General features: G+C 52.2%; 12 protein-coding genes. 8 read left to right on the plus strand and 4 right to left on the minus strand.

Going from position 1 to position 15,030, the window contains the following annotated elements; genetic code table 11:
• Positions 1–696: 696 nt before the first annotated feature.
• From BOC67_RS09830 to BOC67_RS09865, 8 genes are all read left to right on the plus strand, one after another.
• The gene (locus tag BOC67_RS09830; RefSeq protein ID WP_291909875.1) at positions 697–1,269 is read left to right on the plus strand and encodes a TetR/AcrR family transcriptional regulator; all 573 of its coding nucleotides are present in this window, start codon (positions 697–699) and stop codon (positions 1,267–1,269) included.
• Positions 1,270–1,325: 56 nt separating this feature from the next.
• Positions 1,326–1,751 (plus strand): universal stress protein, encoded by a 426-nt coding sequence (locus BOC67_RS09835; RefSeq protein ID WP_291909878.1) that lies wholly within the window; start codon positions 1,326–1,328, stop codon positions 1,749–1,751.
• 195 nt (positions 1,752–1,946) lie between these two features.
• The gene (locus BOC67_RS09840; protein ID WP_291909879.1) at positions 1,947–2,156 is read left to right on the plus strand and encodes a hypothetical protein; all 210 of its coding nucleotides are present in this window, start codon (positions 1,947–1,949) and stop codon (positions 2,154–2,156) included.
• Positions 2,153–3,604 carry a hypothetical protein gene (locus BOC67_RS09845; protein WP_291909880.1) on the plus strand — a complete coding sequence of 484 codons (1,452 nt, stop codon included), beginning with the start codon at positions 2,153–2,155 and terminating at the stop codon, positions 3,602–3,604. The genes BOC67_RS09840 and BOC67_RS09845 overlap by 4 nt, the downstream gene beginning before the upstream one ends.
• A gap of 33 nt (positions 3,605–3,637) precedes the next feature.
• A complete protein-coding gene (locus BOC67_RS09850; RefSeq protein WP_291909882.1) occupies positions 3,638–4,288 on the plus strand; it encodes a hypothetical protein in 651 nt (216 codons plus the stop codon).
• A gap of 107 nt (positions 4,289–4,395) precedes the next feature.
• Entirely contained in the window at positions 4,396–5,940 is a 1,545-nt protein-coding gene (locus BOC67_RS09855; protein WP_291909884.1) for a hypothetical protein, read from the plus strand.
• 95 nt (positions 5,941–6,035) lie between these two features.
• Complete coding sequence (locus BOC67_RS09860; protein WP_291909885.1) at positions 6,036–8,621, plus strand: phosphatidylglycerol lysyltransferase domain-containing protein; 2,586 nt, start codon at positions 6,036–6,038, stop codon at positions 8,619–8,621.
• Positions 8,622–8,678: 57 nt separating this feature from the next.
• The gene (locus BOC67_RS09865) at positions 8,679–9,377 is read left to right on the plus strand and encodes an AcvB/VirJ family lysyl-phosphatidylglycerol hydrolase (RefSeq protein WP_291909886.1); all 699 of its coding nucleotides are present in this window, start codon (positions 8,679–8,681) and stop codon (positions 9,375–9,377) included.
• 110 nt (positions 9,378–9,487) lie between these two features.
• On the opposite strand, the gene BOC67_RS09870 is transcribed toward BOC67_RS09865, so the two are convergent.
• The 4 genes from BOC67_RS09870 to BOC67_RS09885 all read right to left on the minus strand — a co-directional run bounded on the left by BOC67_RS09870 (position 9,488) and on the right by BOC67_RS09885 (position 14,985).
• Complete coding sequence (locus BOC67_RS09870; RefSeq protein WP_291909888.1) at positions 9,488–10,183, minus strand: LytTR family DNA-binding domain-containing protein; 696 nt, start codon at positions 10,181–10,183, stop codon at positions 9,488–9,490.
• 434 nt (positions 10,184–10,617) lie between these two features.
• Positions 10,618–10,896: an HTH domain-containing protein gene (locus BOC67_RS09875; protein WP_291909889.1), complete on the minus strand. Its 279-nt coding sequence runs from the start codon at positions 10,894–10,896 to the stop codon at positions 10,618–10,620.
• Between the two features lie 241 nt (positions 10,897–11,137).
• On the minus strand, positions 11,138–12,439 hold the full coding sequence (locus BOC67_RS09880) for a TlpA disulfide reductase family protein (RefSeq protein ID WP_291909890.1): 1,302 nt from the start codon (positions 12,437–12,439) through the stop codon (positions 11,138–11,140).
• A 368-nt stretch (positions 12,440–12,807) separates the two neighbouring features.
• The gene (locus BOC67_RS09885; RefSeq protein ID WP_291909891.1) at positions 12,808–14,985 is read right to left on the minus strand and encodes a DUF5916 domain-containing protein; all 2,178 of its coding nucleotides are present in this window, start codon (positions 14,983–14,985) and stop codon (positions 12,808–12,810) included.
• Between the last annotated feature and the right edge of the window lie 45 nt (positions 14,986–15,030).

Raw genomic sequence — 15,030 nt, forward strand, 5'->3', positions numbered from 1 at the left:
GATGAATGGCCGGTTGAGCAAGCGAATTAAAAAAACGTATCAGGGAAAGGGAAAATTCTATAGGACCGGGCGGGATTTTGCGGGTGGGTGTTACAGTTTTGAGCCGTAACCAATGTTTTTGCGGGTGTGCGCTACAATTTTGAACAGTTAACCAATGATTAACTAAAAACACCGAACAATCTTTTTAACTTCATACTAGTTCCACAGTACTACTTGATAACATGAGTAGCGCTGAAGCAGAATTAGCAATCACCTTATTCAGTGGCACGGTGTCTGTGCCTGCTTTTTATCAACTGATTCATTATAGTTCCATTATCGGGGAACATTATCTGTGAATGTTCACTCCTGCCCTTGCATCAAACGCAAGGGCATTTTTTTACTTTTTTTTGTTAATCACGTATTAACATACTTCCAGTTAACATTTGACCATCTGCGGCTGGGTACATTTGTATTACCTGGTGTGAGGGTAGCTTATTATCAGGTTTTCAGAATTCTTTAACTCATTTTTCTGAGAAAACAGGTTTACAAACATGGTTTAACACTCATCAACACCCGAAAATTGCCATGGTTCCCCTCCGGGCAATTTAAATTACTACTAAAAGATAACACGGGTCCATCCGCCTCTCAGTCATGAGAGGCGTTTTTTTTAAGATTTCCTTTCGTATAAATGAATAATTATTCGCTTACCTTTGTATTATGAAATTGAAGGACGACAGGAAAGTGGAGCTGATTTACCAGGCGGCCCTCAAGCTGGTAGCCCGAAAGGGGCTGGCCGGCATCACCATGGGCGACATCTCCCGGGAAGCCGGCATCGCCACCGGCACCCTCTACGTGTACTTTACCGGCAAAGACGAACTCATCAACGCGCTGTTTGCCTGTAGCCGGGCAAACTCCGTACAGGTAGCCTTCAGGGGATACGACGCCTCCCAGCCTTTTAAACCAGGCTTCAGAACCGTATGGATGAATATATTACGGTATAAACTCCAGCATTTTGAAGAAGTGGTGTTCCTGGAGCAGTGCTTCCACTCCCCCTACATCACCGCCGAAACCAGGGAAAAAGCAAGGGAACTGGCCACCCCCTTCTACGATCTCATAGAAAGAGGCCAGCAGGAACAACTGATCAAACAGGCCGATACCAGCCTGCTGCTCACCTTTATCATGGGCGCGCTCAATGAACTGGTGAAACAAACGCATTACAGCAACGAAACACTGAGCAAACGTAAGATAGACCTGACGTTTGAACTTTGCTGGGACGCGCTCAAAGCATAGCGAATGAATAAATATTCAGCATAACGGAAACATTAACCACTTAAAAACAAAGTCGTATGTCCGAAATAATGATCGCGGTAGACCTTAGCCCGTTTTCAGCAGAAGTGATCAGCCAGGGCGTAGCGCTGGCGGAAAGAATGCAAGCCAGCGTCACCCTCTTCTCCGTAGTGGAAGTAGGCCTCGGCATGGCATTACCTGAAACGGTATCAGACCTTCCAGAACGAATCCGCGAAACAGAATCAGCATTAGCAGCGTACAAGGCACAACATCCAGGCGCCGACATCAACATCGTAGTGGCCACCGGCAACCCGAAAGTGGTAACGCTGGAAAAAGCCCACGAAGGCAATACCGCCATCCTGGTGGTAGGCACCCATGGCCGCACCGGCCTCGATCACATGCTCGTAGGCAGCACCGCAGAATCCATTATCCGCCATGCCCGTGTACCCGTACTCGTTGTACCGTATAACAAGGCAGATCACTAATCCTGACTAACACTCAACAATCACTAAAACAACAAAGGCCGTGGAGAAAATACCACGGCTTTTTTTTGCCCATCATATATTTATCCCACTGCTAAATAGCGTACCTTTAAAATGGAATCACCAGCAATTTTACCCCCCTGCCCCGCACTCCCCAGCTGGACATATCCCGTATTGTTTATCCTCAAACCGACTTTTATGAAGCACAACTACGCCCCTTCCCTGCTATTAGGTTTCTTATTGCTCTTACTGGCCCCCGCTGCTTTCGCGCAGCTCAAAGTGGGCGATAACCCAGGCACCATCAACAAGGCTTCCGTGCTGGAGCTGGAAAGTGGCCACCAGGGTTTACTCCTGCCACGTATTGCGGATACGACCCTCTCCCCCTCAATACCGCGCCTGACGGGATGATCATCTACTTTACGGGCAACCAGAGCTTGCTGGTACGCCGCAGCGGACATTGGTCCAGGTTGGCGGACAGCCTCTCCATCAGCGCCGCCGGCTGGAAGCTGACCGGCAACGCCGGCACCACCGCCGCCAATTACATCGGTACAACAGACGGACAGCCGCTCTCCATCCGCACCAACGCTACCGAAGCCATTCACGTGAATGCGGACCAAACGGTGCAGCTCAAAAATGTGCCGCAAAACAGCAGCCTGATCTCCACGCTGGTCATTGACCCCGCTACCGGCGCTATCAGCCAGCGCGCCTTATCCGCCAATGCTTTCGCCGGGGCTATCCAAAGTATTAACGGGCTTACCAACAAAGGCATTACCCTTAAGGCGGATACCGCCAACGCCAACTTTGGCGTCACCGCCAATGCGGCAGACAGCTCCCTTACCCTCAACGTACCTATCGTGAACGGCACTACGCTGAAAACCGGTTTGCTCACTTATGCCGACTGGCTCTCCTTCAGCAGCAAGCAACAAGCCATCACCATCGGGGCGCTGCTGGCAGCGCCCAACCCCAACGGTATAGCTATCAGCAACGGCGTACTGCAGCTGGCCCCTGCCGATGCCGCCAACCCTGGCGCGGTGAGTATTGCAGCACAAACCTTCGGCGGGCAAAAAACCTTCCAGGACAGCTTAACCGCCAATGCCGGCCTGCGGATCAACGGGGGCGCCACCATCACCAACGGCGTGAACGTCACCGGCGGCGGGGCTAATATCAGCGGAGGAGTCGTACTGGGAACCGTTCCCAATGATATCAGCACCGGCGCTACCCAACTGCTCGTCCGCAACCCCACCACCGGCGCTATTGAAAAAAGAGTGATCGACTCCGCCGCATTCAGCGCAGGGATTAAATCCGTTAACAGCCAAACCGGGCCGGCGATCAGCATCGTAAACGGCAAGGCAGGCGCCAATGTGAATATCGACAGCACCACCACTCCCAATAAAATTGTCATCAATATCCCGGACGCCAGCGCCACTTCCCGCGGTATCGTTACAGACTCCGTGCAAACCTTCGCGGGCAATAAAACGGTGCGCGATTCCCTGCAGGTAGGGCAGGCAGCCAATGTGGGCAGCACGGCAGGCCCCAACTCCACCCTGCAGGTAAGCGGCTCCGTGTCTATGAACATTACCACGCTTACGGGAAATGGTACACTCACGGCAGCCGACAATACGGTATTGGTGAATACAACGAGCAGCAGTATCACCGTCACCCTCCCATCTCCCACCAATATAAAAGGCAGAATATATACGATTAAAAAAATAGGCAGCGGCGGTATTGACAACAGCCTGACCATCACCCCCACCGGCGGCACTATCGACGGCGCCAGTACCTACGTGATCTATAACGATTACACCTACGTTACGCTGCAAACAGATGGCGCCAACTGGTATGTTATCCGTAAATAAGCGGCATCCATCCGATCACCAAAATGTTCGTATATGCGTATAGCTTATATAACCACATGGCTGTCGGTATGCATGCTGGTACTTTTATTTAACAGTGTACATGCACAACAGCTGCGACTGGGCGACCTGGGCACTTCCGTGACCAGCAAGGCAGCCGTGTTGGAGCTCAACTCCACCAAACAGGGGCTACTGCTCACCCGCGTGCCGGGAACCTCTTTATCCGCCCCGCCATTGAACACGGCGCCCGCCGGCATGATCGTATTCAATACGACGGACAGTAGTTTATACGTTCGCGTGGGAAGCAGCTGGCAAAAGCTGACGGCCCCCAATGCTACTTCGCCTGCGTATTACAGCCTGGCCAATGCCACCACCGCCAATCCAACGGCCTCGCCAATCACCCAGCAGATAAAGGTGATTACTGATTCCATCAGTAATATCAACGGCGGCTTTCCCTTTATCAACCTGCCGGCAGGATTCTTTACCCAGATACTGAACGTACAGGCCACCGCGCGGGGTGGCAGTACGCCTAATACCGTTCCCTTTGTAGGCATACTGAACATCTCCACCACCCGCATCACTTTTGCCGTGGTGCTGGGCGATCCGGGGATATTGGGGCTGGGCAACAGTGTGGGCATGGATAGCCAGACATCCCATAAAATATATTTCACCATCACCGGTTACTAAAATATACGTTTACGCATACACGTAAATACATATTAACGCTCCTCCTCACCTGCTGCTGCAAGCTGCTGGCAGCCCAATCCGGCACATGGCTGCATCCCGGCGGGCATATGGCCCTGTACGGGCAGGATACCGTTGCCATATTCGGAGATATGACGCACGAAGGCAGCATACTTTCCCTGCCAGGCTCCGTGCTGAACTTCTACGGGCTGAGGTGGCGGAATAACAGCGGCGCGTCCATCCTGGATGAAAGCAGTGATGGGCTCAGCGGCGCCGGTGGCTGGTTCCAGTTCATACAACCCGGCAGGGCCAACCCCAATGTAGTGTACCAGTATGTGAGCGGCGGTTTCAGTGTATCCCAAAATACAGGCACGGCGTTTCCCAACCTGCGGGTACTCAATTCGCCGGGCCTTGTGCTGGACGACCTGAACGACCTGAAAGTCAACCACACCCTTGACCTGCGCAAAGGCCATATTTTCCTCAACGGCTGGAACCTCGTGGTGGGGCACAATACCCCCGGCAGCATTACCAATTATTCCGACAGTAATTTTATCATTACCGGCGGGCGCTTCGGCAGCGGCTTCCTCTATCGTTCCCGCCTGCAGCCTTCCGATGGGGATGTAATCTTCCCTGTGGGCACTACCCCTGCCGCCTACACGCCGGCGGTAGTCACCATCCAGCGGGGCGCCAGCACCGTTCGTACAGGCGTGAGCGATAGCGTGCTGGCGCAGCTCACACAAGGCCGCAACCTGTATGGCACCACCGTTAACAAAACCTGGCAGATAGACCCGCTGACGGCTGGTACAGAGGCGAATATTACGCTGGTGCATAAGCTGTCGGACGAAGGGCCGGACTATGAAGCCAACCGCAACAGCAGTTACGTTGCCTATTTCAACGGCATGAACTGGGATACGGCGCTCGCCCGCTCCGCCCCCGGCTCGCCGAACATCTATACCAGCGGCCGGCCCAATCCGGATGCGGCCTTTAATACCCGCAGCTTTGCACTGCCGGGCAACAGCGCATTCTTTACCAGCATGGTAGCGGAAATCATTAACAGTCCTGCTAAAACCACCCTGCAGTCCTTTGACGCCTTCCGCCATGCCATTGCTTCCGACTCTATCACCTTGCGCTGGGCCACTTCCAGGGAGTATTACCTCCGTGGCTTCGCGATAGAAAGAAAAAAACCAGACGCGCTTAATTTCGATTCCATTGGCTTTGTGCTGACGAAAAATCCCAACGGGATCAGCTACCTGTCTACCGGCTACGACTCCCTGGACATCCAGGATACGGAGGAAACCTTGTTGTACCGCCTGAAGGTAATTATGACGGACGGGTACTTTTTTTACAGCCCCATACGCCTCGTCAAAGGCAAGTTTACAGACGGGCAGATCAGGCTATGGCCGAATCCTGCCAGGGCGGGCACAGTGCTGCATATCTATTACGGGGGCGCATTGCATATCAGGGCCATGGCATTGCTGGATATTGCCGGCAGGCGAATGGGATACACCAGCTTCCCGCCGCCGTTGCAGGATCGTAATTACTATGAGGTCAACATACCGGCTGGCTTATCTGCCGGCTCCTACTACCTGCAGTTCATAGGCGAGGACAACCAAATTATTCATGTGGAAAAGGTGGTCATTATCAACAGGTTATAGCAGATTAAAATCACCTTAAAGTCCGCTGCCGGCGACTGGCAGAGCATAACATGCGCTAACTTTGCTTAATCAAAATATACTGAAGCATTACAGCTATGTCTGGCGGAAACAAATTTATTACACCTGCATTTCTACGAAAATTACACTGGAAAGAATTACTGGCAGTACTGTTCATTCTCCTGGCCATTTACTTCTTCCGCGCGGAGCGGCACGAACTCAGCGCGTTGGTGCCGGCCATTGAGCGGGCGGACAGCGGCTGGGTCGTGATCGGTGTAGCCATTACCGTGGCCTATATCCTTTTCCAGGCGGCCATGTATGTGTACAGCTTCAAATCCATTGGCGCAAAGCTGAACCTCCTTAAAAGCACAGAACTTTTCCTGAAGCGCAACCTGTTATCCGTATTTCTGCCGGCGGGCGGCATCAGCTCACTGGCTTACCTGCCACAGAGCCTGAAGCGGGAGCACCTGCATAAACAGCAAATTCACCAGGCATCCGGTATTTATGGTTTTGTGGGCATCCTTTCGGTTTTCCTGGTAGGCATTCCCGTAGTGATGTACGCCATGCTGCATGCGGCCTCCATGCGGGACGCCGCCTGGGGCCTGGTAACAATATGCCTGCTGCTGGCCGGCGTGGTGGCGTTCGTACGCTCCATGCAACACAAAGGGCGCATGTATCGCCTGCTCACTAAATATTTTCCCGGTGCGGCCCAGCAGATCGACGAGATTTTTACCTTTCAATTGCAGCTGCCGGCTTTTGCCAATACCGTACTGGCCTCCGTGCTGATAGAGGTGGCTGGTATTGCGCACCTCTACCTCAGTATGCTCGCCGTTGGGGTTACGCCTTCCATGGAGGCGGCCTGCGTGGGGTATATTGTGGCTACCATATTCCTGATCATTTCCCCGTTCCTGCGGGGCCTGGGCGCCATCGAGCTCTCCCTGGCCTACCTGCTTACCAATTACGGCTATACGTCGTTGCAGGCGCTGGAAATCACTTTACTTTTCCGCTTATTTGAGTTCTGGCTGCCGTTGATTGCCGGCATGATTGCCTTTGCCCTCAAAGGCAAGGACCTGGTGTTGCGGTTATTACCGCCCATCCTGATTTTTTTACTGGGGATGGTCAACATCTTCTCCGTATTAACGCCGCCTTTGGCTTCCCGTATGCATTTGCTGCGCGCCTATATCCCCGGTACATCCATCCATGCGTCCAACCTGCTGGTGGTATTCCTGGGGCTGGTGCTGCTGGTAACGGCCACCTTCCTCTTCCGCGGCCTGCGCAGCGCATGGATCGTGGCTTTGTCCGTTTCCCTGCTGTCCGTGATCGGGCATATCAGCAAGGCGCTGGATTACGAAGAGGCTACCCTGGCCCTGGTGACCAGCGTGATCTTAATCATTACGGCAAAGCAGTACCGCGTTAAAAGCAATCCGCAGCTGGTAAACATAGGGGTCGTCACGGCCATCGCTACGTTTGCGGTGGTGCTGTTATTCGGCTCCATCGGTTTTTATTTTTTGAACGTAAAGCATTTCGGGATTGATTTTACCTGGCTGCAATCCCTGCGGCATGCCTTCCATGGCTTTATGTTGCTGGACGATGACGGCCTGGTGCCGGTCACCCGGTTCGGGAGGGAGTTTATGTCCGCCATCCGCGTACTGGGCGTGAGCGCATGGGCCTTCCTTTTCTATACGATCATCCGGCCTTACCTGAAGGTGACGAAGCATAGCAACAGCGCGCTGGAAAAAGCGCGTTTCTACCTGAGCCAGTACGGCAACTCGCCGATGGATTACTTCAAGGTGGGCAGCGATAAGTTGTTGTTCGTATCTGAGGCCTACGAAGGGTTTGTAGCCTACCGCGTGGCCAGCAGCTTTGCCATCGTGCTGGAAGAACCGGTTTGCGCAGAGGAAAACAAGTCGGGATTATTGAGCGAGTTTGAGGAGCAGTGCAAAAAAATGGGGCTGCGGCCCGCCTTCTACCGGGTGGATGAGGATAGCACCTATTATTTCAATCACCTGAAGAAAAAGAAAATGCTGATAGGCCAGGAGGCCATTATGGACCTGCGGACGTTCACCCTGAGCGGAAAGGACAAGAAATCCCTGCGTAACGGGTTAAACAGTTTGGCCAATAAAGGCTACACCACTACGCTGCATCCGGCGCCACAGCCGGACCAGCTGCTGGCGGCCCTGAAATCCGTCAGTGACGAATGGCTGGCGCAGTACGAAGTAAAGGAGATGACCTTTTCCCAGGGATTGTTTGATGCGGAGGAAATCCGCCAGCAGGATGTAATTACCGTTTCCAACGCGGAAGGCGAGGTGGTTGCCTTTTTAAACATCATACCGGATTATACGCCCGGGGAGTGTACCTACGACCTTATCCGCAAGCGTGCGGACGCTCCGGGCGGCGTGATGGACGCGCTGATCATTGCCCTCATCCAGGATGCGCAGGCCAAAGGACTGCAAACGCTGAACCTGGGCATGGTGCCGATGTCCGGCATCAGTCACCCGCAGAACACCGCGGAAAAAATGGTGAAATACGCCTACGAAAAGCTGCGTTTCTTCCGCCACTACCAGGGTTTACGGGAGTTCAAGGATAAATATGCCACCGAGTGGACCAATAAATACCTGGTGTACGAACATGATTTTGACCTGCTGCAGTTGCCGGTAGCGTTGAACAAAGTGATGCAACCTTAGTATTTTGGCATGAACAATGCGAGGGAGACTTTGTTCCTTTGATGAATGGCAATTAATATGACAAGCAGGTTTATTACATCGGTTTTTACAGCGTTATTGCTGCTTACAGGCATATATACAGCGGGGGCGCAGTCGGCGCCCGGCAACTTACCGGTACAGGTAAAAGCGCCCCCGGCGGGCTCCACATCTCCCCTTATTTTTTATATCACCGGCGACGGGGGCATGAAAAAGTTTTCCGCCAACGTGATAGATGAGTTCCAGCGGAAGACCTACCCTGTGGTGGCGTTGAATGCCCTGAAATATTTCTGGAGCAAGAAAACGCCCGTGCAGGCGGCTACGGATGTGGCCAACCTGATACGGTTTTACCAGGCGCAGTGGAATAACCACCAGGGGATCATTTTGATCGGGTACTCCCTGGGAGCGGATGTGATGCCGTTTATTTACACGCATTTGCCGGCTACCATGGCCGAAGAGGTAAAGCAGGTGGTGCTGTTATCCCCCAGCAGGTTTACGGACCTGGAGGTACATTTATCGGACATGCTGGGTAAGGGCGGCAATAAGGGCATGAGCGTGCCGGCGGAGATCAATAAGATATCCAGGCCGTTGCTGCTGGTATTTGGCGAGGAGGAGAAGGATTTCAATTTTTCAGAACTCACGATACCGCACTATAAGAAACTGATCCTGCCGGGCGGGCATTCCTACGATGAAGATGCGGCGGGCGTAGCGGGCAGGTTGATCGCGGGGTTCTCCCATTAGGCCTGCCGGCGCCTTATTACAATAAGTCCCTGTCTCCCATAAGCTAACATCGTCCTACCAGCGCCTTCCTGCTATAAGGACCGATCTCCCATTAACCTCCCCACATCCCCCTACCACCGTTTTTTATACCGCTTTTCCACTTCCGGGTGAATATTCCTGGACACGGGAATCCGTACGGAGCCAATAAACAGGTGATCCTCTTCCAGCTGGTCGATATGATGGAACCCTACCACATACCACCGGTGCACGTGCATAAACTCGCTCAGTGGCAGCTGCGCCATGATCCAGTCCAGCTTTTCTTTGGTCGCTATCTTCTGGTCCTTTGTATGGAGGAGGATGTGGTCGTCCATTACTTCCAGGTAGCGGAGGTCTTCATACTTTATTTTCTCATAGTGGTTTTCACAACGGAGCATGAAATGGTCGGTTGTTCTTGGGGGTACGGTTTGTTGTCCTTCCATGTTGATGATATTATAGAGTCGGTAAACGAGATTATAAAAAGCTTCGTAGGTGAGATCGGGGAAAATAACTTCTTCGTGGCAAACATAGAACGGATAGGGATTATTGTCCGGGTAGGATAACACTAGTACGGTCATACTATGCTCCTCTTCGGTGAACAGCGTTTCCGGCTGTGGCGGCGGCGTACCGGTGAATATGAGGTGAATGGTTTCGGTATCCAGGAAAGGGGTGGCCGCGTCAAAGCTCTGGCAGTGCTGGGCCAGGAAAGTAAAGGAGGTATTATTGATAAACCTTTTCAGGTTCTGAAATCCGTTGGGTATGTCACCAAGGATGAGGCAATTTAACATCATACAATTGATGCGTTAATAATTTTAAATACGATGCATATACCTGTGCGGGTTGCTTGTAACAGGCTAAAAAAAGTAGCAGGTAACTCGATAGAAACCTGCGTAGTATTAAAAATCTAATCTAAACCGCGTTATGAAAAAAATAGCTTGGTACATCGGTCACTGTTGCCTGTTAGTCGGTTTCAATATTGCTTCAGGACTTTTCCGGGTGTAAAATTGGTGATAATAAAAGTGTCAAATGTTTACTCAATGTTAACGGAACGGGTATTAACAAAAAAAAGGTGAACAGGAACACAACAGTATCCCTGTCCACCAATGTTTGATGGATGTAACAAAAGATGCTGCAGGCCGGCGGGTTAAGGTCGGGCAACAGGATCTTGGGCACCTTTGGGTGCAATGCGGGGCTTCACTCAGGCAGAGTGAGTGTCAGGCAGTGGTTACCACAATGTGATCATGAGGGCGAAAAGTACGGCACTCGCGGTGACCAGGTTCTTCGTGAACCTGATGTTGAATCCACCTTTTTCCGAGTAATAGTAACTTTCCTTGTACCGGTCGTATTCAATGGGAGCACCTAACTCCTTCATCATTTTGAGGAATTCATAGAGTGTTCTTTCGGAAATACGAAGCCGCTTGGCTAACTGAGCGGGCTTCCCGGTGCCTTTGATCCTGATTAGGTAATCAATGGTCTGTAAACGGTCAAAATAACGCTTTGGCATGTGGCATAGAGGGGCTTAACGATGAGTATATAATATTTAATTTACGGAATTGTACTGATTAAACCAAGCTATAGATATATATATTTTAATGTAAATATTATCAACTTGATTTAATTGTAGTTCTGAAAATCCTGCTGCAAATAAATAGCGCGCATGCGCTACTGTCGCGTCCTTCCGGTTATCTGAGTCCGCATATTAAACGCAGTGACCTGCATTTTATTGGCAGGAATCCAGATTTTTTTTACTGTTGTAATGCCTCGTAAATGATGTTGGCAAGCGCTGTACCGTAGTCCTCTGCGGGGTTTGGAGGTTTGACTGCAAAAATATTGCCGTCGCGGGTGATTACAATTAACGTGGGGCATGCGTTCACGTTATACTGCTGTTGCATGGCCGCAAACTGCGCACCGGGGTATAACTGCAGCCCAACGCCCTTTACAGCAAAGGGTTTCATGCCTATATGGAGGAAGGCCACCTCCTCTTTGCGGAAGCATTTTGAAATTTCGTCGAGGGTGGGTAATAAATTATCATCGTCAGAACAGAAGTGCAGGAGTACCACCTTGCCGGCAAACTGGCTGAGGGACACCGTATTGCCCTGCATATCCGGCAGGCTGAAAGGCGGCGCTGGCATGCCTTTGCGGATACCCCGCTTTACTTTATTATATGGAGTGGCCACTGCTTCCTTACAGGCAGGGTCCCGCACGAAGGCCAGGTAATCTTTTGCGCAGCTCTCCAACTCCTCTTCCACGCCGCCCATGGCAAAGGCCATCAGCAGCTGGTGGGCCAGCAACTTTTCCTGCAGCGGCCCTGTATATCTACTTTTAATCCATTCATACACCGCTTTATGCGTGCATTGCTGGTGCGTGCTGCGGTAGTAGTCCACCTGCGCTTTATCCACCAGGTAAGAAAGGAACCTGGCGGACGCGCCGCTTTGCTCATTCACCGGCAGCTCCGGCAACGCCGGGAGAATGAACTGCCGGTACGCCGCCTCCTGCAGGTCAGGATCCTGCTGCCAGTACGTGCCAATCATGCCGGATGCTACCTGCCCCAGCAACTCCGCACGCGCCAGGGCATACATATCCGCCGGCATGCTATCACGGTAATGACTCAACGTTGCATGTATAAATTGTAAGGATTGCTTTGCCCCCTGCATTTCCCGGTCAGGCTCACCCCGTATCGCGCCCATGCCGCCCATGGCACGCCTGCAAAGGTACATGACCCGACTCCCCGCAGCGCCATTGCCGGACAGCGCTATACTATCTCCCCCAAAAAATATATGAATACTGTCATTCCTGCCGATAATGCCCTGTAAACTCCTGCCCCCGCCGGCATCCGCGTAAAAGAACAATAAACCCGCCTGCGCCTCCGGGATGCGGCAATAAAAGGAATCCCGCTCCAGCTGTACCTCCTGCGTTATGACAGGGGAAATGCCCGGCTGCAACCAGTAGGACACCGCCACCACCCCGCCCGTACGCCCGCCCGCTACCCTGCCCGTAATACAGGGCGCTTGCGCAGCCAGCCGCACATATGCGACCAATAACATCATACTGAGGAATATGGGAATACGTGGCGCTACCATTGCTACAATATAATATCTAAGCGAGCCTGAAATTGTTATGCAATTGTTAAGCAACGGTTAACGTACAAATACAAATCCCCATGGTAGACACCATAGGGGGCTTGTATTCACAACGATAGTAAATGAAAACTTTACGTAGCCCAATGCTTGCTTGCGTGCAGTGGAGTTAATTAACCGCGTATTGTGATGCAATAATAAATGAGCGAAATGGTGAGAATGTAAATTATTTCTTAACAAGAGCATGATTAACAAATAAAAATTTGGTTAGGAATGATAATCAAATTATCAGAGTCCTTTACCAGCAAAGCCTTGCCAGTACGCAACCCATTGCAAAATCAGAGGTTAAACCAGTACACTAATTTCAGCACTAAAGCCCTGTTTTTGACGTAAACAGGTTCCGGAAGGTAGTTATCCGTATAGACAATGAACAAATCCGACGCCGGCCGGTAACGCCACTGCAAACGCGTATTCAGATTGATGTTCTTCAGCTGCTCATTATACTGCATGAAACCGGTGAAAAAGAGTGTATTCGTCATCGTTACATCCAGCCGCGGCCCCACCAGCCAAAAGGAATTGTAGCCCCAGGGCGCCCCCAGCCGGATGTCATTGTAATTGGCCGTCATCGCAATGCTCACATACGGCTGGAAACGGTAGCCCAGCTCCGTATTCAGCATCAGCCGCCGCCCGCCGGCATAATAACCGCCGTACCGCGCGGAAAACGCATAGGTAAACAGCTGCTGCGGCTGCGATACATAGTCAGCCCCCACCGTATTCCAGCTGTGCGTACTGTTAACAGGCAAACTGTCCTTCCCGGTATTCGTAGGGTCAAACTCCTGCAACAACCGGATATAGGTATTGGAAGCCCAGACGTTCAGCGTATTCCGCTTCCGGAACACCATCCCGTAATTCAGCATGGTTTCATTATCCGTCCGGTGAAACTGCTCGTCCATAAACCAGGTGGTAGTTACCTGCGGCCCATGGCTCAGCACCTGCCCGGATACAGGGAAAAACAGCCTGGTGGCCGTCGGCGCTAGCCTGATATAACCCCGGCGGGGCACATAGCCCACCTCCGCATTATAATGATTGCCTACATACTCGTGCTGCCAGCCTAAGTTCCAGACCTTGCTGGTGTACTGCAGGTTGGCGGCAGTGGCCCAGTCGCTCCCCTTACGGTCAGGACTATACGATTTTAATACCAGCGCCTTGCCCGTCCAGAAGTTATTGCTGGAAGCCAGGTTGTATTCCAGGCCAAAGTTGCGGTTATAGCGACTATACACCGGTTTGCCGGTTTCCTGCGGCGGCGTATAGTTCAGCGATTCCTTGTTGATAAAGAGGAAGCCCAGGTTGGAGCGGCTAAACATCCGGCGCTGCAACGCAGCCACCGTATAGTTTTGCGCCGGCAAAAAGATTTCATCCTTAGCGGCCGTTTGCATGTTCATCAGCCCCAAACGCCAGTCCTTATTGAGCTTGCCGCTCAGCCTCGCGCCAAACTGAATGGGCACGCCAAGGCCTATACGCCGGGAAAAGAAAGGCCGCAGGGTACTGTACCCGAAGTTGGAAAACTGGTCCCCGTTTTCCAGGAAAAACTGCCGCCTCTCCGGGAAAAACAATTCAAAGCGGTCCAGGTTGGTCACCTGCTTATCCACATCCACCTGGGAAAAATCCGGGTTCACCGTCAGGTCCAGGTTCAGGGAGGAGGTAATCCCGATCTTCGCGTCCAGCCCGGCATCCCGGCGCCAGGTAGTGTTGCCGTGCGCGGCATAATCTTTCGATAATCCGCCCAGCAAATACGGGATAAGCGAGATGTTCGGGCCGGCCGGCGGCGGCGTGGTATCCCATTGCAAAGTGCCGGTATAAGCGAGGGAGGCTGTGGGGAATTGCCGCGGCACCGGCGCCCAGGCGGATTTCTCCGTCGTCTTCAGGTCGTTGCGGCTGAAGTTAATGCCCCACTGCGTTACCCCTTTTTTATAACGTATAGTCTTAAACGGTATAGCGGCTTCAAACACCCATTTATCCGGGTAGTTCCTAACGGCGCTCACCCACTTGTTATCCCAGCTGAGGTCCACCTTACCGCCGTCGTACATGAGGCCATCCCACTGGGCGCCTGCCGCGTTTGCGCCAAAGGCGAAGCCGTTGGTCTGGTCGTCAAAAGGGTCCATGAAGAGGATGAAGTTATCGTTTTTCAGGAAGGCAAAATCCCTCCGGAGGGATTCCACCATGTAAGGCCCGCTGCCGCTCGTATAGTTTTCCACCAGTACGTACAGGCGTTGCTGGTCATACGCCATGCGCACCTCCGTGCGCAGCCTGGCAGCGCTGGTATCCATCGGCAACACCATCCGGAAATCCCTGGCGATGGCTGCATGGCTCCATGCTTCCTCGTCAATAACGCCGTCAATTTTTATGGGAGATACCGCGCGGGAAACCGGTAGTTTCCAGGCTTCGTTTTTCTTCTGGGCAAATAGTAATACAGGCCAGCAAAGGCATAAGCCCAATAATCGTGGAATTCGTAACACAGTTAATCTGTTAAGGGTCGTAAAACTTACATCGTCACTGTTGGC

Origin of the sequence: Chitinophaga sp. CB10 (assembly GCA_001870995.2) — a bacterium.
Lineage (GTDB): Bacteria > Bacteroidota > Bacteroidia > Chitinophagales > Chitinophagaceae > Chitinophaga.